The organism is Crossiella cryophila, from assembly GCF_014204915.1.
GTDB classification, from domain to species: Bacteria; Actinomycetota; Actinomycetes; order Mycobacteriales; family Pseudonocardiaceae; genus Crossiella; species Crossiella cryophila.
In genome coordinates, this window is sequence record NZ_JACHMH010000001.1 from 9,367,051 (window position 1) to 9,384,855 (window position 17,805).

At 71.7% G+C, this 17,805-nt stretch carries 18 protein-coding genes; 7 read left to right on the forward strand and 11 right to left on the reverse strand.

The genetic code is table 11. The features are described from left to right. Window positions 1-33: 33 nt before the first annotated feature. Window positions 34-780, forward strand: a complete 747-nt coding sequence (locus HNR67_RS40175) for a lysophospholipid acyltransferase family protein (RefSeq protein WP_246492701.1) — start codon at window positions 34-36, stop codon at window positions 778-780. Between the two features lie 205 nt (window positions 781-985). Here HNR67_RS40175 and HNR67_RS40180 read toward each other — a convergent pair whose 3' ends face one another. From HNR67_RS40180 to thyX, 5 genes are all read right to left on the reverse strand, one after another. Continuing rightward, window positions 986-2,680, reverse strand: a complete 1,695-nt coding sequence (locus HNR67_RS40180) for a ribonuclease J (RefSeq protein WP_374205820.1) — start codon at window positions 2,678-2,680, stop codon at window positions 986-988. Continuing rightward, entirely contained in the window at window positions 2,680-3,591 is a 912-nt protein-coding gene (gene dapA, locus HNR67_RS40185) for a 4-hydroxy-tetrahydrodipicolinate synthase (protein ID WP_185008785.1), read from the reverse strand. Before dapA ends, HNR67_RS40180 begins: the two co-directional genes overlap by 1 nt. 93 nt (window positions 3,592-3,684) lie before the next feature. Further along, window positions 3,685-4,302 carry a TIGR03085 family metal-binding protein gene (locus HNR67_RS40190; protein ID WP_185008786.1) on the reverse strand — a complete coding sequence of 206 codons (618 nt, stop codon included), beginning with the start codon at window positions 4,300-4,302 and terminating at the stop codon, window positions 3,685-3,687. Between the two features lie 31 nt (window positions 4,303-4,333). Next, on the reverse strand, window positions 4,334-4,882 hold the full coding sequence (locus tag HNR67_RS40195; RefSeq protein ID WP_185008787.1) for a GNAT family N-acetyltransferase: 549 nt from the start codon (window positions 4,880-4,882) through the stop codon (window positions 4,334-4,336). Window positions 4,883-4,892: 10 nt separating this feature from the next. Continuing rightward, entirely contained in the window at window positions 4,893-5,645 is a 753-nt protein-coding gene (thyX, locus tag HNR67_RS40200; RefSeq protein ID WP_185008788.1) for an FAD-dependent thymidylate synthase, read from the reverse strand. Window positions 5,646-5,754: 109 nt separating this feature from the next. Here thyX and HNR67_RS40205 point away from each other — a divergent pair, with 109 nt between their 5' ends. Further along, a complete protein-coding gene (locus tag HNR67_RS40205) occupies window positions 5,755-6,318 on the forward strand; it encodes a toxin-antitoxin system HicB family antitoxin (RefSeq protein WP_185008789.1) in 564 nt (187 codons plus the stop codon). Window positions 6,319-6,340: 22 nt separating this feature from the next. Beyond that, window positions 6,341-7,249 carry a DUF4097 family beta strand repeat-containing protein gene (locus HNR67_RS40210; protein ID WP_185008790.1) on the forward strand — a complete coding sequence of 303 codons (909 nt, stop codon included), beginning with the start codon at window positions 6,341-6,343 and terminating at the stop codon, window positions 7,247-7,249. 45 nt (window positions 7,250-7,294) lie between these two features. Here the strand turns inward: HNR67_RS40210 and HNR67_RS40215 are convergent, their stop codons facing one another. Continuing rightward, window positions 7,295-8,530: a winged helix-turn-helix domain-containing protein gene (locus HNR67_RS40215; protein WP_185011667.1), complete on the reverse strand. Its 1,236-nt coding sequence runs from the start codon at window positions 8,528-8,530 to the stop codon at window positions 7,295-7,297. A gap of 181 nt (window positions 8,531-8,711) precedes the next feature. On the opposite strand from HNR67_RS40215, the gene HNR67_RS40220 reads away from it, so the two are divergent. Continuing rightward, entirely contained in the window at window positions 8,712-9,473 is a 762-nt protein-coding gene (locus HNR67_RS40220; protein WP_185008791.1) for a S1 family peptidase, read from the forward strand. A gap of 221 nt (window positions 9,474-9,694) precedes the next feature. Continuing rightward, window positions 9,695-10,552: a S1 family peptidase gene (locus HNR67_RS40225; protein ID WP_185008793.1), complete on the forward strand. Its 858-nt coding sequence runs from the start codon at window positions 9,695-9,697 to the stop codon at window positions 10,550-10,552. A 66-nt stretch (window positions 10,553-10,618) separates the two neighbouring features. Here the strand turns inward: HNR67_RS40225 and HNR67_RS40230 are convergent, their stop codons facing one another. Next, on the reverse strand, window positions 10,619-11,671 hold the full coding sequence (locus HNR67_RS40230; RefSeq protein WP_312989707.1) for a methyltransferase: 1,053 nt from the start codon (window positions 11,669-11,671) through the stop codon (window positions 10,619-10,621). A gap of 91 nt (window positions 11,672-11,762) precedes the next feature. Here HNR67_RS40230 and HNR67_RS40235 point away from each other — a divergent pair, with 91 nt between their 5' ends. Together HNR67_RS40235 and HNR67_RS40240 are read left to right on the forward strand one after the other, a co-directional pair. Then, window positions 11,763-12,323 (forward strand): GNAT family N-acetyltransferase, encoded by a 561-nt coding sequence (locus tag HNR67_RS40235; RefSeq protein WP_185008797.1) that lies wholly within the window; start codon window positions 11,763-11,765, stop codon window positions 12,321-12,323. Between the two features lie 56 nt (window positions 12,324-12,379). After that, on the forward strand, window positions 12,380-12,859 hold the full coding sequence (locus HNR67_RS40240) for a VTT domain-containing protein (protein WP_221491383.1): 480 nt from the start codon (window positions 12,380-12,382) through the stop codon (window positions 12,857-12,859). A 37-nt stretch (window positions 12,860-12,896) separates the two neighbouring features. On the opposite strand, the gene HNR67_RS40245 is transcribed toward HNR67_RS40240, so the two are convergent. The 4 genes from HNR67_RS40245 to HNR67_RS40260 form a co-directional block, all read right to left on the reverse strand. Beyond that, window positions 12,897-13,340: a hypothetical protein gene (locus HNR67_RS40245; RefSeq protein ID WP_185008801.1), complete on the reverse strand. Its 444-nt coding sequence runs from the start codon at window positions 13,338-13,340 to the stop codon at window positions 12,897-12,899. Continuing rightward, entirely contained in the window at window positions 13,337-14,122 is a 786-nt protein-coding gene (dapB, locus tag HNR67_RS40250; protein WP_185008803.1) for a 4-hydroxy-tetrahydrodipicolinate reductase, read from the reverse strand. Before dapB ends, HNR67_RS40245 begins: the two co-directional genes overlap by 4 nt. Beyond that, entirely contained in the window at window positions 14,119-15,381 is a 1,263-nt protein-coding gene (locus tag HNR67_RS40255; RefSeq protein ID WP_185011669.1) for a M16 family metallopeptidase, read from the reverse strand. The genes dapB and HNR67_RS40255 overlap by 4 nt, the downstream gene beginning before the upstream one ends. A gap of 113 nt (window positions 15,382-15,494) precedes the next feature. After that, entirely contained in the window at window positions 15,495-17,750 is a 2,256-nt protein-coding gene (locus HNR67_RS40260; protein WP_185008805.1) for a polyribonucleotide nucleotidyltransferase, read from the reverse strand. Window positions 17,751-17,805: the final 55 nt, after the last annotated feature.

The following is a 17,805-nucleotide window of genomic DNA, read 5'->3' on the forward strand; positions in this document are numbered from 1 at the left end:
GCCCGTCGGTCCTCCAGGCTCTGGCGGGCGTTGATGGCCGCGGATCGCGCCCTCGTCGCCCTCACCGGGAAACTCGTGGTCACCGGGGAAGTCCCGGCTGAGCTGCGTGGCCGCCCGGTGTTGCTGGCCTCCAACCACATCGGCGTCTTCGACGGCTTCGTGCTGGTCGCGGCCTGTCACAAGGCCGGCCTCGCGCCGTCGCTGATGTCCACCGGTGGCATCTTCGACGCCCCGATCGCCGGCTGGGTGTGGCGGCGCTGCGGACATGTCCGGGTGGACCGCGGCAAGCGCACGGTCGTCCAGGCCATGGACAGCGCGGTCCAGGCACTCGGCGACGGCCATTCGCTGCTCATCTACCCCGAGGGCCGGGTCACCCGCGATCCCGGCCTGTGGCCGGAACGCGGCAAGACCGGCGCGGCCCGGATCGCGCTCGCCGCCGGGGTGCCGGTGGTGCCGGTGAGCCAGTTCGGCGCGCACGAGGCGGTGATCTGGGGCACGTTGGTGGTCAGCGGCTGGTCGGACTTCAAGCCGCTGATGATGTCCTGGTTCCGCGCGGTGAAGAACCGCCCGACCTTCCGCGTGCACTTCGGCGCCCCGCCGGACCTGTCGGACCTGTCCCCGGCCAAACCGGGTGACGCCGCCCGCGCCCGGGACCGGATCATGCGCGAGATCGCCAAGGGCATGATCGGCATCCGCCCCGGCGAGCTGGAGAAGCTGAAGTTCCACGACGCGACCCGGCCCACCGAGTCCCGCAGCCCGTGGACCCCGGACCAGCTCTGATCACCCCGCGCTGACCCCCACCCACGCTGACCACAGCCACTCTGACCACGCTTACGCGACCGGCCGCCCTCCTTCTCGGAGTGCGGCCGGTTCGCGTCTCGTACTGATTCGTGGCCCGGTCGCCGAACTCGTCGACCAGGCTCTCCAGCCCGAAAAACGGGTTACCCGGAGAACCGTTCTCCCGGCTCGCCGGGTCCGTCGTCGCTCAGACCGGGATGACGGTCGGCACGATCATCGGCCGGCGCCGGTAGGTCTCGGCGACCCACCGCCCGACCACGCGGCGCACCGACTGGGCGATGCGGTGCGGGTCGGTGATGTTCTCCGCCTCGGTGCGCGCCAGCTCCATCTCCACCAGCGGGACCACCTGGTCGAGGGCCTTCGGGTCGTCGGAGAACCCGCGCCCGGAGACCGTCGGCGGGGTGACCGCCCGGCCGGTGGCGGACTCGACGGCCACGACGATCGCGATGAACCCGCCCTCGCCGAGCACCAGCCGGTCGGACAGGGTCGACTCGCCGACGTCGCCGACGGAGAGGCCGTCCACGTACACGTGCCCGACCTCGACCCGCCCGACGATGCTCGCCGCGCCGTCGATGAGGTCCACCACCACGCCGTCCTCGGCGATGACCACCCGCTCCGGCGGCACCCCGGTCAGCGTGGCCAGTTCGGCGTTGGCACGCAGGTGCCGCCACTCGCCGTGCACCGGCATGACGTTGCTCGGCCGGACCGCGTTGTACAGGTACAGCAGCTCGCCCGCGGAGGCGTGTCCGGAGACGTGCACCTTGGCCGTGCCCTGGTGCACGACCTGCGCACCGAGCCGGACCAGGCCGTTGACCACGCCGAAGACCGCGGTCTCGTTGCCGGGGATGAGCGAGCTGGCCAGCACGACCATGTCCCCGGCGCGGATGCTGATCTGCCGGTGCTCGCCACGGGCCATCCGGGACAGCGCGGACAGCGGCTCACCCTGCGACCCGGTGGAGACGAACACCACCTGGTCCTCGGGCAGCTGCATGGCCTCGTCCAGGTCGGCCAGCAGGCCCTCCGGCACGGTGAGCAGGCCCAGATCGGCGGCGATGCCCATGTTGCGGACCATCGAGCGGCCGACGAAGGTCACCCGCCGCCCGTGCGTGGCCGCCACGTCCAGCACCTGCTGCACCCGGTGCACATGGCTGGCGAAACAGGCCACGATGACCCGCTGCTTGGCCTTGCCGATGACGCCGTCGAGCACCGGCCCGATCTGGCGTTCCGGCGTGACGAACCCGGGCACCTCGGCGTTGGTCGAGTCGACCAGGAACAGGTCCACGCCCTCGTCGCCGAGCCGGTGGAAACCGGCCAGGTCGGTGAGCCTGCCGTCCAGCGGGAGCTGGTCCAGCTTGATGTCACCGGTGTGCAGGACCAGCCCGGCCTCGGTGCGGATGGCCACCGCGAGCGCGTCCGGGATGGAGTGGTTGACCGCGAGGAACTGCAGCTCGAACGGTCCGAAGCTGCGGTGCTCGCCCTCCACCACCTCGATCAGCACCGGGTTCTGCCGGTGCTCCTTGCACTTGGCGGCCAGCAGCGCGAGGGTGAACCGGGAGCCGACCACCGGCAGGTCCGGCCGCAACCGCAGCAGGAACGGCACCGCGCCGATGTGGTCCTCGTGCCCGTGCGTGAGCACCAGCGCGTCGATGTCGTCCAGCCGGGATTCCAGCGCGCGGAAGTCCGGCAGGATCAGGTCGACGCCGGGCGCGTCGTCCTCGGGGAAGAGCACGCCGCAGTCCACGACGAGCATCCGCCCGGCGTGCTCGAAGACGGTCATGTTGCGGCCGACTTCGCCGATGCCGCCGAGGGCGACCACTCGAAGTCCGCCGTCGGGCAGCGGGCCCGGCTTGTTGGTGGGCAGCACTGCCGCGATGTCGATCACTAGCGGGAAACCTCCACATCCGCGGCGCGCAGAGCCGCCGCAACCAGCTCGACCTGCTCCGGGGTGGCGGGCGGCAGCGGCAACCTGGGGTTGCCCACCTCGATGCCCTGCAACCGGAGCGCGGCCTTGCTGAAGATCACGCCGCCGAGCTTGGCGAACGCGGCATAGATCGGCAACAGCGCGGTGTGCACCGCGCGTGCCCCGGCCACATCGCCCGACTCGTAGGCGCGCAGCATGCGCACCAGCTTGTCCGGCACGACGTGGCCGATGACGCTGGCGAACCCGATCCCGCCGACGGAGAGCCAGGGCAGGTTGAGCACGTCGTCGCCGGAGTAGTAGGCCAGGCCGGTGTCGGCCATCACCTGGGTGCCCGCGGTCAGGTCGCCCTTGGCGTCCTTGACCGCGACGATCCGCGGGTGCTCGGCGAGCTTGCGGAAGGTGTCCACCTCGATCGGCACGATGCTGCGCGGCGGGATGTCGTAGAGCATCACCGGCAGCTCGGTCGCGTCCGCCACCGCGCTGAAGTGCGCGAGCAGGCCGGACTGCGGTGGGCGCGAGTAGTACGGGGTCACCACGAGCACGCCGTGCGCACCCGCCTTGGCCGCCTCCATGGCCAGGTGCACGCTGTGCGCGGTGTCATAGGTGCCGACGCCGGTGATCACCGCGGCGCGGTCGCCCACGACGTCGGCCACGGCCCGGACCAGCTCGGCCTTCTCGGTGTCGGAGGTCGTCGGGGATTCGCCGGTGGTGCCGTTGAGGACCAGGCCGTCGCAGCCCTTGGCGACCAGGTGGGCGGCCAGTTTCTGGGCCGCGTCGAGGTCGAGAGCTCCTGCGGCGTCGAAGGGCGTCACCATGGCGACAAGCACCTGGCCGAACGGCCGGCCAGGTTGTGCGGTGGGGCAAGCGGTCATGGTCTGAAACGCTACAACGCTTTCGATCCCGCCCTGACCGCGCGGCCCCCGTTTGCCGCAGTTCACATGCCGCGCCGCGAATACTCCGGCGAGTCACATGCTGCGGTCGAGATTCTCCACCACGGCCACCGCGCGCGGGTCTCCCTGCAGTTCCACCCTGGCCTGTTCCCGCCCGAAGGAGTGCAGCAGCAGCTCGGCGGGCTCGCCCACGATGGTCACCGGGCTCGGCCCCTTCTTGATCACCGCGCGCTGCCCGTCCGGACGCGCCAGCGCCAGGCCGACCGGGCTCTTGCGGTAGGTCAGCCGGGCCGACATCCGGACCGTGCGCCACAGCGGTTCCTGGTCCAGCTCACGCGGCTCCCAGTCCGGCTGGGCGCGCCGGACGTCCTCGTGGTGGATGAAGTACTCGGCCCCGTTGACCAGGTCTTCCAGGCCGGGCAGGCCGTAGGGGGAGTACCAGGGCGGGCCGGTGCGGACCAGGTCGACCAGCTCGGCCCACGGCTTGGCGGCGAAGGCATCCTGCACCCGCTGGGTGTGCCCGGCGAAGGCGCTCAGCGCGATGCCGGGAGCCGCGTCCAGACGGCGTTCCCGCAGCACCAGGTGCGCGGCCAGGTCCCGGGTGGTCCATTCCCCGCACAGGGTCGGCGCGTCCGGCCCGACCGCGGTGAACAGCTCGACCAGTTCCCGGCGTTCCGTCCGCGCGATGCCCATGCCGCCACCCTACAACCGGACTACCGGTCCGCTACGCCGGCTCCACGGTGAGCACCGCCACCTGCTCGCCGTGCCGGTTGCCGAAGCGGCCGCGCTCGGTCCAGCCCCAGCGCAGGTAGGCGGCGTGCGCGGGCGCCGACGGCCAGGCCAGCAGCCAGCCGCCACGGCCGTCGAGCACCGCGGCCGCGAGCGCCCGGCCCAGCCCCTCGCCCTGCCGGTCCGGGTGCACGAACAACTCGAGCAGCTCGAACCGGCCGGGCAGCAGCTCGTGCGCGACCGATTCGCCGCCGATGGCCTCGGCCACCGTGGCGTAGAGCCGGGTGAACGGGCTGTCCGGCACGTGCAGGCCGGGTGGGGTCACCCAGCCCCAGCCCGCGCCGAGCACGGTGTCGTCGGCGTCGAGGGCCAGCACCGCGGCCGCGCCGGGCTGGGCCGCGGCGAAACCGAGGGTGTTCAGCGCGCGGTCGACCTTGGCCTGGTCGTAGGCGTACGGCGGCGCCGCGAACGCGGCCGCGTAGGCCGTGGCCACCCGCGGCCGCAGCCCGGCCAGCGCGGTCCCGGTGAGCAGTTCCAGCCGCATCCGCGCGGGCTCAGCCCTCGGTGACCAGCGGGCTGGAGGCGACCTCGGTGCCGTCGGCCAGCGTGGAGATCTCGAAGTCGTTGAAGACGTTCGCCGCGACCTTGTGCAGCTGGCGCAGGCACTCCACGGCCAGCGCGCGGATCTCCACGTCGGCGTGCTCGGTGGCGCGCATCGCGATGAAGTGCCGCCAGGCGCGGTAGTTGCCGGTGACCACGATGCGGGTCTCGGTGGCGTTGGGCAGGATCGCCCGCGCCGCCTGCCGCGCCTGCTTACGGCGCAGGGTGGCGTTCTTGACGTCGGCGAACTTGCGCTCCAGGCCCTCGAGCAGCTCGTTGTAGGCGGCCACGCTGGCCTCGGCCGCGGCCAGGAACATCCGGTGCAGTTCCGGGTCCTCGGCGATGACGTCCGGCTCGACCATGGCGGCGTCCCGCTCGGGCACGTAGCGCTGGGAGAGCTGGGAGTAGGAGAAGTGCCGGTGCCGGATCAGCTCGTGGGTGAGCGAGCGGGACAGGCCGGTGAAGTAGAAGCTGACCGAGCCGTGCTCGAGCACGGAGAGGTGGCCGACCTCCAGGATGTGCCGCAGGTAGCCGGCGTTGGAGGCGGTGGCCGGGTTGGGCTTGCTCCAGGACTGGTAGCAGGCGCGGCCGGCGAACTCCGCGAGCGCCTCGCCGCCGTCGGCGTCGGTGGACCACGGCACGTCGGCCGGCGGGAAGAACTCGGTCTTCCCAATGAGCTGAACCTTCGGCTGCACCGTCTGAGTCACGGCGAACACAGTAGTTCGCCTTGTCCCCGACGTGCAGCAGACCCCGTTGACAGCACCTCGCCGCCACCCTTTCCTTGACTGACGTCACTAGCGACGCCATAGTGGCGTCATGGATCTCACGAGCTACGTCAACGGACTGCGGGAGGACCTGACCACCGCCGCCTCGGCCGGGGACGAGCAGACCCGGCGCACCGCGGCCCTGCTGGCCGCCGCGCTGGAGCCGGCGGCTCGGCTGGCCATCATGAACGCGCTCTCCGACCTGGCCGCCGAGGTCACCGCGACGCTGGACGGACAGCTGGTGGACGTGCGTCTCGATGGCAGGGACGTGCGCGTCGTGGTCACTCCCGCCGCTGGTCAGCGGCAGTCTCCCAGCGCGGATTCGGTGCCGCCACCGCCTCCGCCACCACTGCCGCCGTTCCCCCCGCTGGGTGAGGGCGGCGATATCAGCCGGATCACGCTGCGGCTGTTCGAGGAACTCAAGGGCAAGGCGGAGAAGGCGGCCAACGCCCAGGGCGTGTCGCTGAACTCCTGGTTGTCCCAGGCGGTGCAGGGCGCTCTGCACGGGCAGGGCACGGACGATCGGTCGCGACGTCACGAGTGGCGTCAGCAGCGGCGCAGCGAACAGCGGGGCGAGGCGACCAACAGCCGGTTGCGCGGCTGGGTCCAGGGCTGAGGACAGAGGGGTGGATGTGATCATGACCGAGGCCAACACCGGCCCCGCCGCGACCAGGGTCGAGGAGTTCGCCGCCGAGGGACCGGGCGAGGTGCACGTGGAGATCGGCTCCGGCCGGATCGAGGTGCGGCTGAGCGACAAACCCGGGGTGCACGTGCGGCTCACCCACGATCCCGGCCTTGCCACCGGCTTCGGCAACCAGCTCACCGGCCTGCTCACCTGGGTAACCGACCAGTTCGGTTCGGCGGGCGCGACCCGCGACCCGGCCGAGGTCGGCGCCGAGGTGCTGCGCCGCACCACGGTGGAGTTCACCGGCAACCGGTTGCGCGTGCGCACCCCGTCCGACCTGCCGTTGCGCCTGGTCCCGGTGAAGGTCGAGGTGCAGGCGCCCAACGGCTCGCACCTGACCGCGCACAGCGGTTCCGGCGACGTCACCGTCACCGGCACCGCGAACCGGCTCGACGTCAACACCGGCACCGGCCAGATCTCGGTGGACCGGGCCGACGGCGCCGCCTCGGTCAACGCCGGTTCCGGCAGCGTCCGGCTCGGCCCGATGCTCGGCGGCCTGCGCGCCCGCAGCGGCAGCGGTGACCTGGAGGTCTCCTCGGTCGGCGGTCCGAGCGAGCTGACCACCAGCCGCGGCAGCGTGTGGCTGGGCGCGGTGCAGGCCGATGTGCGGGTGCGCACCGGCACCGGCGACCTGACCGTGGCCGACGCCGCCGAGGGCAAGCTGGAACTGCGCACCGGCTCGGGCGAGCTGCGCATCGCGATCCGGCCGGGCGTGGCCGCCGAGCTGGACCTGGAGTCCAGCTACGGGCAGGCACGCAGTGAGCTGGAGGTCCACGGCGACACCCCGCCGGAGGACCTGCCGCTGCGCATCACCGGCCGCACCGGCTACGGCAACGTCGTGGTGACGACCTCCTCCTGGTAGGTCGGCGCCGTTCGGACCGCCCCGGGGGTGGTGGCGGTCGGGGGATCAGCGGAGCGCGGCGGCCAGGTCCTTGGCCAGGTCGCCGCGCCCGCCGATCGCCACCCCGGAGAGCCCGAGCCAGTCCGCCATCAGCGTCAGTTCGTCGGCCAGTTCGGCGACCACCCGCGCCCGCGGCGGCTTGTCCGGCCCGTCCTCCAGGAACGCCCCCGGCACCCGCAGCAGCCCGGCGGCCCGGTCCGCCTTGAGGTCGACGCGGGCGGACAACCGCTCCTCCAGCAGGAACGGGAACACGTAGTAGCCGTGCACCCGCTTGGGCGCGGGCACGTAGATCTCGATCCGGTAGTGGAAGTCGAACAGCCGCTCGGTGCGGGCCCGTTCCCAGATCAGCGGGTCGAACGGGCACAGCAAGGCCCGTGCGGGCACCTTGCGCGGGGTCCGCGCCCGCACGTGCCGATAGGCCTGGCGGCCCCAGCCGAGCACCTCGACCGGCTCCAGCTCGCCCTCCTCGACCAGCTCGGCCACCGCCTGCCGGGCGCCGGCCACCGGCAGCCGGTAGTAGTCGCGCAGATCGGTCTCGGTGGCCACACCCAGCGCCACCGCGGACCGCCGGATCAGCTCCCGGTGCGCGTCCGCCTCCGGCAGCTCCGGCTGACCGAGGAACTCCGCCGGAATCACCCGTTCCGGCAGGTCGTAGAGCCGCTCGAAGGAACGCCGGGTGCCGGTGGTCAGCCCGCCGACGGCGAAGAGGTACTCACAGACCATCTTCACCTCCGAGCGCTCCCACCAGGCCCCCGGCCCGCGCCCCTGCCCGCCCAGCGCCTTCTCCAGCGCGCCCGCGCCGACCGGCCCCAGCTCCTTGACCGCGGCCAGCACGTCCTCGACCAGCGCCGGCGTGTCCACCGCGGCCTTCCAGTGCCTGCCGCGCAACGATTCGTAGTGCCGCATCCGCCACCGGAACAGCGGCCAGTCCGCCACCGGCACCACGCTCGCCTCATGCGCCCAGTACTCCACCAGCAGCCGCGGCCGGCGCGCGCTGTGCGACCAGGCGGCCTCGTCGAGCAGTTCGGTCGGGTACGCGCCGAGCCTGCTGAACAGCGGCGCGTAGTGCGCGCGCACCGCGACGTTGACCGAGTCCAGCTGGATGAGCTGGGTCCGTTCCAGCACCCGTTGCAGGTGCCGCCGGGTCGGGGTCGCGGTGGGGCGGGGTTCGGCGAATCCCTGGGCGGCCAGGGCGGTCCGCCGGGCAGCGGCCGGGCTCATGGTCTGCACCCGGCGGATCATCGCAGCCACCCCTGACAAGATCGCCCGCCGCCAACGTTTGTTCAAAACTCCGAGCCACACCCGCCGTTAGAGGGGTTCAGCCGAAAGTGTGACGGCACCCACACTCTGTCCGGCTTCACCATTCCGGACCGCCGCGCCCCCCTGCACTGGCACGGCGGTTCGCCGATCGAGGGGTTTGACCATGCGAGGGAAGAAGACCCTGCGTTCCATCCTGGCCACCATCGCGGTGAGCGGTTCCCTGCTGCTCGGCGCCCTGCCCGCCGCCGCCGCGCCCACGACCACCCAGGACGTGGACCCGCTCATCGTCGGCGGCGGATTCGTCAGCTCCGCCAAGCCGTGGATCTCCGCCCTGCACCGCAACGGCGGCTTCACCTGCACCTCCAGCATCATCGCGGCCCGCTGGGTGCTCACCGCGGCGCACTGCGTCGAGGCGGCGGGCACCTACTCGGTGCGGGTCGGCTCACTGACCCGCAGCAGCGGCGGCACCACGGCCAACGCCACCCGGGTGATCAAGCACCCGAGCTACTCCTGGCCGAACGCCGACATCGCCCTGGTCGAGCTGGACCGCAGCATCAACACCACCTACTCGGTGCTCGCGACCAGCGCGGACATCGCCACCAACCAGGCGGCCACCGCCTACGGCTGGGGCTCGGAGAAGGCGGACTGGTCCGGCCCGCTGCCCGAGCGCCTGAAGTACGCCGACGGCAGGGTCTCCGACGCCAACTGCGCCTCGGCGAACCCGAGGGTGCTGTGCACCCAGACCAACGGCAGCATCGCCGGCGGCGACTCCGGCGGCCCGGTGTACGTGCGCAACCCGCAGTCCGGCCAGATGGTCCAGGGCGGCGTGTGCGCCATCGGCCACAAGCCGGCCGGTAGCGGCTGGGCCGGCTACACCAACGTCGCGTTGTTCCGCACCTGGATCCGCTCCTACGCGGGCGTCTGACGACCGAGGGGCAGCAAGGAAGGGCGTCATCCTGCCGGGTGGCGCCCTTCTGCCTGTCCCACCGACCCAGGAGAACGGTTACCTGGAGAACCGCGTTTTCGACGATTTCCACGGTCCCTACGAAGGGATCCGCTCCTCGCGCGAGGCTCGCACACTCGGCCCTGCGGCCAGGCTACCGCCGCCGCATCCCTGTGCGTGACCATCCCTGCGAAGGACCCACCATGCGAGGAAAGACCAAGCTCCTGCGCGCCGCCGTGCTGGCGCTATTCGTCTGCGCGACCGCCGCCACCGCCTCCCCAGCCGCCACCGCCACCCCGGGCACGACCACCGACGCGACCAACTCAGCCACCACCGCCGACACCACCACCGGCTCCACCACAGCCGCCGCCGACAACGCCACCATCGCCCACCCCCTGGCCCCCGACGCCACCGCCCCGCCGGCCGCAGGCGACGTCGAGCCGTTCATCGTCCGCGGCAGCACCGTCACCCAGAACATCCCCTGGATCGTCTCGCTGGCCTACAACGGCAGCCACACCTGCACCGCCTCGATCATCGCGCCGCGCTGGGTGCTCACCGCGCGGCACTGCACCCAGCGCCCGGTCGCCAACTTCACCGTCCGGGTCGGCTCGCTCAAGCGCAGCAGCGGCGGCCAGACCGCCAAGGCCACCCGCCTGGTCAACTACAGCGGCCGCAACGACGTGAGCCTGGTTCAGCTCGACCGGGACATCAACACCACCTACTCGCGGCTCGGCGCGGCCGGTTCGGTGCGGGTCGGCTCCGCCGACACCATCTACGGCTGGGGTGCGGACAAGTCCGACTGGTCCGGCCCGCTGCCGGAGAACCTCAAGTACGCCACCGGCAGCGTCGCCTCGCTCGGCTGCGCCGGGGACAACACGCTGATCTGCGTGCGCAACAACGGCGAGGTCGCCGGCGGCGACTCCGGCGGTCCGATCATCGTCAACGGGGTGCAGGTCGGCGTGTGCTCGATCGGCCACAAGCCCACCCAGAACGACGGGTTCGGCGGCTACGCCGACATCACCGGAATGCGCTCCTGGATCAAGCAGATCTCCGGAGTGTGACCCACACGACTTTTGTCACGGTGACGGACGCGGGCGCGCGGGCCCGCGTCCGTCACCACCCCCGGCTCAGGCGGCCTGCGCCTCCAGCAGGTGCAGCGCGGGCGAGTCCGGCAACGGGTGCACCCCGACGAGGACCAGCCCGCTGTCGGCGAACACCCGGGCGAACTCGGCCAGCGTGCGCTCCCGGCCGGGGGTGAGCACGAGCATCTGGATATCGCTCATCGCCGCATGCAGCCCACCCGCCCCGGCCGGGTCCTCGGCGACCACCGGTTCGACCACGAGCACCCGCCCGCCAGGGCGCATCGCGGCGCGGCAGTTGCGCAGGATCCGCACCGAGTCCGCGTCCGACCAGTCGTGCAGGATGCTCTTGAGCAGGTATCCGCCCGCGCCCTCGGGCACCGAGGCGAAGAAGTCCCCGGCTTGGGTGTCGGCGCGGTCGGCCACCCCCGCCGCGGCGAACACCCCGGCCGCGGCGCCGATCGCGGCCGGGGTGTCGAAGACGGTGCCGCGCAGCGCCGGGTAGGCCGAGAGCAACGCGGCGAGCAGGGTGCCGTCCCCGCCGCCGACGTCGATCAGGGTGCGCAGCGGACCGAAGTCGTAGGCGCTGACCACCGCGGGCAGCACCACCCGGGTCGAGCCCGCCATCACCCGGTGGAAGGTGGCCGCGGCGGCCGGATCGGCGTCCAGGTGCCGGAACAGTCCGTGGCCGTGCACGTGGTCGAAGGCGGTCTCGCCGGTGCGCACGGTGTGGCCGAGTTCGGTCCAGGCGTGGCTGAGCACCGGGTCGAGGGCGAGTTCGATGGCGCCGCGGACCGAACCGGGCACGTCGGCGCGCAGGTACCGGCCGAGTTCGGTGAGGTGCAGCACGCCGTCGCGGTCCTCGACCAGTCCGAAGGCGATCAGCAACCGGGTCAGGCGGTACAGCGACGGCTCGTGCGAGCGGGTCGCGGTGGCGAGTTCGGCGATGTCCCGGGGGCGCTCGGCGAGCAATTCGGGCAGCCGTAGTTCCAGGACCACGCGCAGTACGTGCGTGTAGGCGAAGCCGTAGGCGATCGGCAACAGCTCGGCGGGCGAGCGCGGTGCGACGGCGGAGTGCTCGGAATTCTCGGTGTCGGGCACCTCGGTCAAGACAACCCCCAGGAGTGTGACTTTGCTTTGGTTAGCCTTGCCTAAGTTATATCGCAGCGGGCAACCGGCTAGGTTGTCTCGCATGGCAGACGCCGCCGTCCGGCCCGCACTCCCCACTGACGCCGCCGAGATCGCCCGCATCCAACAGGTCACCTGGCAGACCGCGTACGCGGCGATCCTGCCCGCCGAGGTGCTGGCCGGGCTGGATGCCGAGGAGACCGAACGGCTGTGGCTGGAGGCGGTCACCACGGGCCCGGCCACGGTGCTGGTGGCCACCGAGGGCGAGTGGGTGGTCGGCTTCTGTGCCGCCGGGCCGGCTCCCATCGAGGAGATCGCGGCCGCGGACGGCGCACTGCCGGTGGACGCCGAGTCGACCGCGCTGGTCAGCGTGCTGCTGGTGGAGCCCCGCTGGGGCCGCCGCGGCCACGCCGGCCGGCTGCTGGCCACGGCCGCCGCCCGGCTCCGGGACCAGGGCGCCCAGCGCGGGGTGACCTGGGTGGCCGAGGCGGACCAGGCCTCGCTGAGCTTCTTCCGCTCCGCGGGCTGGGACACCGACGGCACCATCCGCACCCTGGACGCCGGTGGCCGGCCGCTGCGTGAACTCCGGTTGACGGGTTCTCTGGAGTTGTCCCTGGTGGAGTAGGTCGCCGCAGCTCACGGGTACGCTGGCGCCCGACGAGGCGGGAGCGCGGTGTGCTGATGTGGTTGGCGCTGAGCCTGGGCATGGGCATCGCGTCGGCGTTGATCCCCATCATCGTGCTCGAGGCGTACGTGCTCGCCGTGGTGCTGGCCCAGCCGCAACTGCCCTGGTGGGCGATGGGGCTGGTGGTGGCCGTCGGCCAGGTGGCAGGCAAGTTGCTGTACTTCTACGCCGGCCGCGGCGACATCACCCTGCCGAAGTTCCTGCGCCGCGAACGCGATCCGGAACGGCCCAAGGGCAAGTGGAGTGTGCGCGTCGACCGCTTCCGCGAGGTGTGCGCCCGTCGGCCGGGCTGGTCGTACTCGGTGATGCTGCTGAGCGCGACCGCGAGCGTGCCGCCCTACGCCGCGATCGCGGTGATCGCCGGCGTCGCCAGGGTGTCCCTGCTGAACTTCGTCTCGGCCTGCCTGATCGGCCGCTTCGCCCGTTTCGCGGCGCTGGCCGCCGCACCGGCACTGGTCAGCGGCTGGCTGCTCTGAGGTCGGCGGGGGCGCGAGCCGAGCCCCAGCGGTCAAATCAGGTGGTGTTGCCCAGTTCGATGGCCTTGCGCATCGCCTCACGCGCCCGCCGCCGGTCCCCCGCGATGTCATAGGCCTGCGCGAGCTTGAACCAGCCGCGCCAGTCCTGCGGCGCCGCGTCCACCTCGGCCTTGCGCTCGGCGAACCAGGCGTCCGCCGCGTCTCGTTCCACCCGTCCCGACGGTCGCCGGGGCAGGTCGCTGACGTCGGGCAGCTCGCCTGCCTCGTCCAGTCGACGGGCCAGCGCCTCCGTGCGGCTGCCGAAACGCAGCTCGGCCAGGACCATCCAGGCGCCCAGGATCGGCAGGATCAGGATGGCCAGGCCCAGGATGAAGGCCACGGCGGTGCCCGAGGTGACCAGGGTGTAGGCGCGTTCGGCCAACAGCACCAGGTACACCGCGAGCACCGCGGTGAGGATGTAGGCGACTCTGCGGGCGTTCACAGGTCGAGCAGGGATTCCAGGCCGAGGGTCAGGCCGGGGCGGGTGCGCACCGCGCGGATGCCCAGCAGGACGCCCGGCATGAACGAGCTGCGGTCCAGCGAATCGTGCCGGATCGTCAGCGTCTCCCCCGCCGTGCCGAAGAGCACCTCCTGGTGCGCGACCAGGCCGGACAGCCGGAGCGAGTGCACCCGGATGCCGTCGACGTCCGCGCCGCGGGCACCGTCCTGCTCCTGCGTGGTGGCATCCGGGATGGGCCCCATGCCCGCCTTGTCCCTGGCCGCGGCGATGAGCTGGGCGGTGCGGTGCGCGGTGCCGGAGGGCGCGTCGGCCTTGCGCGCGTGGTGCAGCTCGACGATCTCCACCGACTCGTAGTACTTCGCGGCCAGTTCGGCGAAGCGCATCGACAGGATCGCGCCGATGGCGAAGTTCGCCGCCACCAGCACGCCCAGCTCCGGCTTCTCCCGGAGCCAGCCGCGGATCTCCTCCAGCCGCGCGTCGCTGAAGCCGCTGGTGCCGACCACGCAGTGGATGCCGCGTTCGACGCAGAAGCGGACGTTGTCCATCACCGCGCTGGGGTGGGTGAAGTCCACCACCACCTCGGCACCAGCGTCGCCGACACCGGCCAGCCAGTCGCCCTCGTCGACCATGGCGACCAGTTCCATGTCCTGCGCGGCGTCCACCGCGCGGCACACCTCGGCGCCCATCCGGCCGCGTGCGCCGAGCACCCCGACGCGAATCGGCTCCTCGGCGCTGCGTCCGGCTGACTGGACGGGGGCCGTCATGCGATCACCTCGTGCACCTCGGTTGGCAAATCGTCGGCAGAAGCGTACGGCCCCACCACCGCGGCGCTGAGCGGGCGTTCCAACAATTCACGTGCGAGTTCGGCCACCTGCTCGGCGGTCACCGAGTCGATCCGCGCGAGGGTCTCCTCCACGGTCAGGTGATCGCCGTAGTTCAGCTCGCCCTTGCCGATGCGGGACATCCGGGAACTGGTGTCCTCCAGCCCCAGCACCAGCCCACCGCGCAACTGCCCCTTGCCCCTGGCCACCTCGGCGGGCCGCAGCCCGTCCCTGGCGATACCGGTCAGCACCGAGCGCACCACGCCCGCGACCGCGCCCAGCCGCTCCGGCTGGCACCCCGCGTACACCGCGAGATGCCCGGTGTCGGCGTAGGCGGCGACCGAGGAGTAGACCGAGTACGCCAGCCCGCGCCGCTCCCTGACCTCCTGGAACAGCCGGGAACTCATCCCGCCGCCCAGTGCCGCGTTGAGCACGCCCAGTGCGAAGCGCCGCTCGTCGTGCCGGTCCAGCGCGGGCACGCCGAGCATCAGGTGCGCCTGCTCGGTGTCGTCCTCGCACAGCACCAGCTTCGGCCCGCGGATGATCTCCGCGGTGCCGACCCGAGGCGGCAGCGGCGCCGGGTTGCCGGTCAGCCGGTCGCCGAGTGCGACCTGCGCCAGCTCCAGCACCTGCTCGTGCCGCACGTTGCCGGCCGCGGCCAGCACCATCCGGGGCAGCGTGTAGTTGTCCCGGTAGAAGCCGTAGAGCGCGTCCCGGCTCATCGCGGTGATCGACTCCTCGGAGCCGAGCACCGGCCGCCCCAGCGGGTGGTCGCCGAGCATGGCCGTGCAGAACGCCTCGTGCAGCAGGTCCTCGGCGTCGTCATCGCGCATGGCGATCTCTTCCAGGACCACGCCGCGCTCGAGTTCCATGTCCGCGTCGGCGCACACCGCGTCGAAGACCACGTCACCGACCAGGTCCACCGCCAGCGGCAGATCCGCGTCGAGCACGTGCGCGTAGTAGCAGGTGTGCTCCTTGGCGGTGAACGCGTTCAGCTCGCCGCCGACCGCGTCGATCTCCTCGGCGATCTGCACCGCGTTACGCCGCTTGGTGCCCTTGAACAGCAGGTGCTCCAGGTAGTGCGCGGCGCCCGCGACCTCCTGCGGCTCGTCCCGGGAGCCGATGGCCACCCAGATCCCCACGGACGCCGAGCGCACCCCTGGCAGTTGTTCGGTGATCACCCGGAGGCCGCCCGGCAGCATGGTGCGCTGCACTGCGCAGTCCTCCGAGGTGCGCTCCAACACCTCGGTCACAAAGCCCTCCGATACGGCGCAGGGGGCGCCGGAAGCGCCCCCTGCCCTGTTGTTCCGCGACGTCACGCGTCAGCCGGCTCCGGGGTGGCAGCACCCTCGGCGCTGACCTCGGCACCGGTGTCGGCCTTGGCGGCGTCCTCCTCGTTCACCACGACGAGGCTGATCTTGCCGCGCTGGTCGATGTCGGCGATCTCCACCCGGAGCTTGTCACCGACCTTGACCACGTCCTCGACCTTGTTGATCCGCTTGCCGTTGCCCAGCTTGGAGATGTGCACCAGGCCGTCCTTGCCCGGCAGCAGCGAGACGAACGCGCCGAAGGCCGCGGTCTTGACCACGGTGCCCAGGAAGCGCTCGCCGACCTTCGGCAGCTGCGGGTTGGCGATGGCGTTGATCATGTCGATCGCGGCCTGGGCGGACGGACCGTCCGCGGCCCCGACGTAGATGGTGCCGTTGTCCTCGATGGAGATGTCGGCACCGGTCTGGTCGGTGATCGAGTTGATCATCTTGCCCTTCGGCCCGATCACCTCGCCGATCTTGTCGACCGGGATGGTCACCGAGGTCACCCGAGGGGCGTACGGGCTCATCTCGTCCGGGCGGTCGATGGCCTCGGCCATGACCTCCAGCAGGGTGAGCCGCGCGTCGCGGGCCTGGTCGAGCGCGCCGGCGAGCACGTCGGAGGGGATGCCGTCGAGCTTGGTGTCGAGCTGGAGCGCGGTGATGAACTCCTTGGTGCCCGCGACCTTGAAGTCCATGTCGCCGAAGGCGTCCTCGGCGCCGAGGATGTCGGTCAGCGCGACGTAGCGCGTCTTGCCGTCGACCTCGTCGGAGACCAGGCCCATGGCGATGCCCGCGACCGGCGCCTTCAGCGGCACACCGGCGTTGAACAGCGACATGGTGGAGGCGCAGACCGAGCCCATCGAGGTGGAGCCGTTGGAGCCCAGCGCCTCGGAGACCTGGCGGATCGCGTAGGGGAACTCCTCGCGGGTGGGCAGCACGGGCATGAGCGCCCGCTCGGCCAGCGCGCCGTGACCGATCTCGCGACGCTTGGGCGAGCCCACCCGGCCGGTCTCACCGGTGGAGTACGGCGGGAAGTTGTAGTGGTGCATGTAGCGCTTGTGCGTCTCGGGCGAGAGCGAGTCGATCTGCTGCTCGAGGCGCAGCATGTTCAGCGTGGTGACACCCAGGATCTGGGTCTCGCCGCGCTCGAACAGCGCGGAGCCGTGGGTGCGCGGGATGACCGCGACCTCGGCGCCGAGGCTGCGGATGTCGCTGACGCCACGGCCGTCGATGCGGACCTGGTCGCGCAGGATGCGCTGGCGCACCGACTTCTTGGTCAGCGAGCGGAAGGCCGCGCCGATCTCCTTCTCCCGGCCGGCGAACTCGGCGTCGGCGTCGGGCACGAGCGAGTCGAGCACCTTGGCCTTCAGCTCGTCCAGACGGGTCTCGCGCTCCTGCTTGTCCGCGATGGTCAGCGCCTGGGTCAGGTCGGCGGCGACAGCGCCCTCGACCGCGGCGAAGACGTCGGCCTCGTAGGCCAGGAAGACCGGGTAGTCCGCGGTCGCCTTGGCGGCGTCGGCGGCCAGCTCCTGCTGGGCCTCGCACAGCGCCTTGATGAACGGCTTGGCGGCCTCCAGGCCGGCCGCGACGATCTCCTCGGTCGGGGCGGCGGCGCCACCGGCGACCAGCTCGATGGTCTTCTCGGTGGCCTCGGCCTCGACCATCATGATCGCGACGTCGTCACCGACGATGCGGCCCGCGACGACCATGTCGAACACGGCGTTCTCGAGCTGCTCGTAGGTCGGGAAGGCGACCCACTGGCCCTCGATCAGGGCGACCCGGGTGCCGCCGATCGGCCCGGAGAAGGGCAGACCCGCGAGCTGGGTGGACGCGGAGGCGGCGTTGATCGCCAGCACGTCGTACAGGTCGGTCGGGGACAGGCTCATCACGGTGACGACGACCTGGATCTCGTTGCGCAGACCGTCCACGAAGGACGGGCGCAGCGGACGGTCGATCAGCCGGCAGGTGAGCACCGCGTCGGTGGAGGGACGGCCCTCGCGGCGGAAGAACGAGCCGGGGATACGGCCCGCGGCGTACATGCGCTCCTCGACGTCCACCGTCAGCGGGAAGAAGTCGAGGTGGTCCTTGGGGTGCTTGGACGCCGTCGTGGCGGAGAGCAGCATGGTGTCGTCGTCCAGGTAGGCGACGACGCTGCCCGCGGCCTGACGGGCCAGGCGGCCGGTCTCGAACCGAACGGTCCTGGAGCCGAACTTTCCGTTGTCCAGAACAGCGGTCGATTCGTAGATCTCGACATCGGTCACGTGGTTACTCCTCTTTGGTTCTCTCTGTGTAGGGCCACCACGCGGCTGTCCCGGC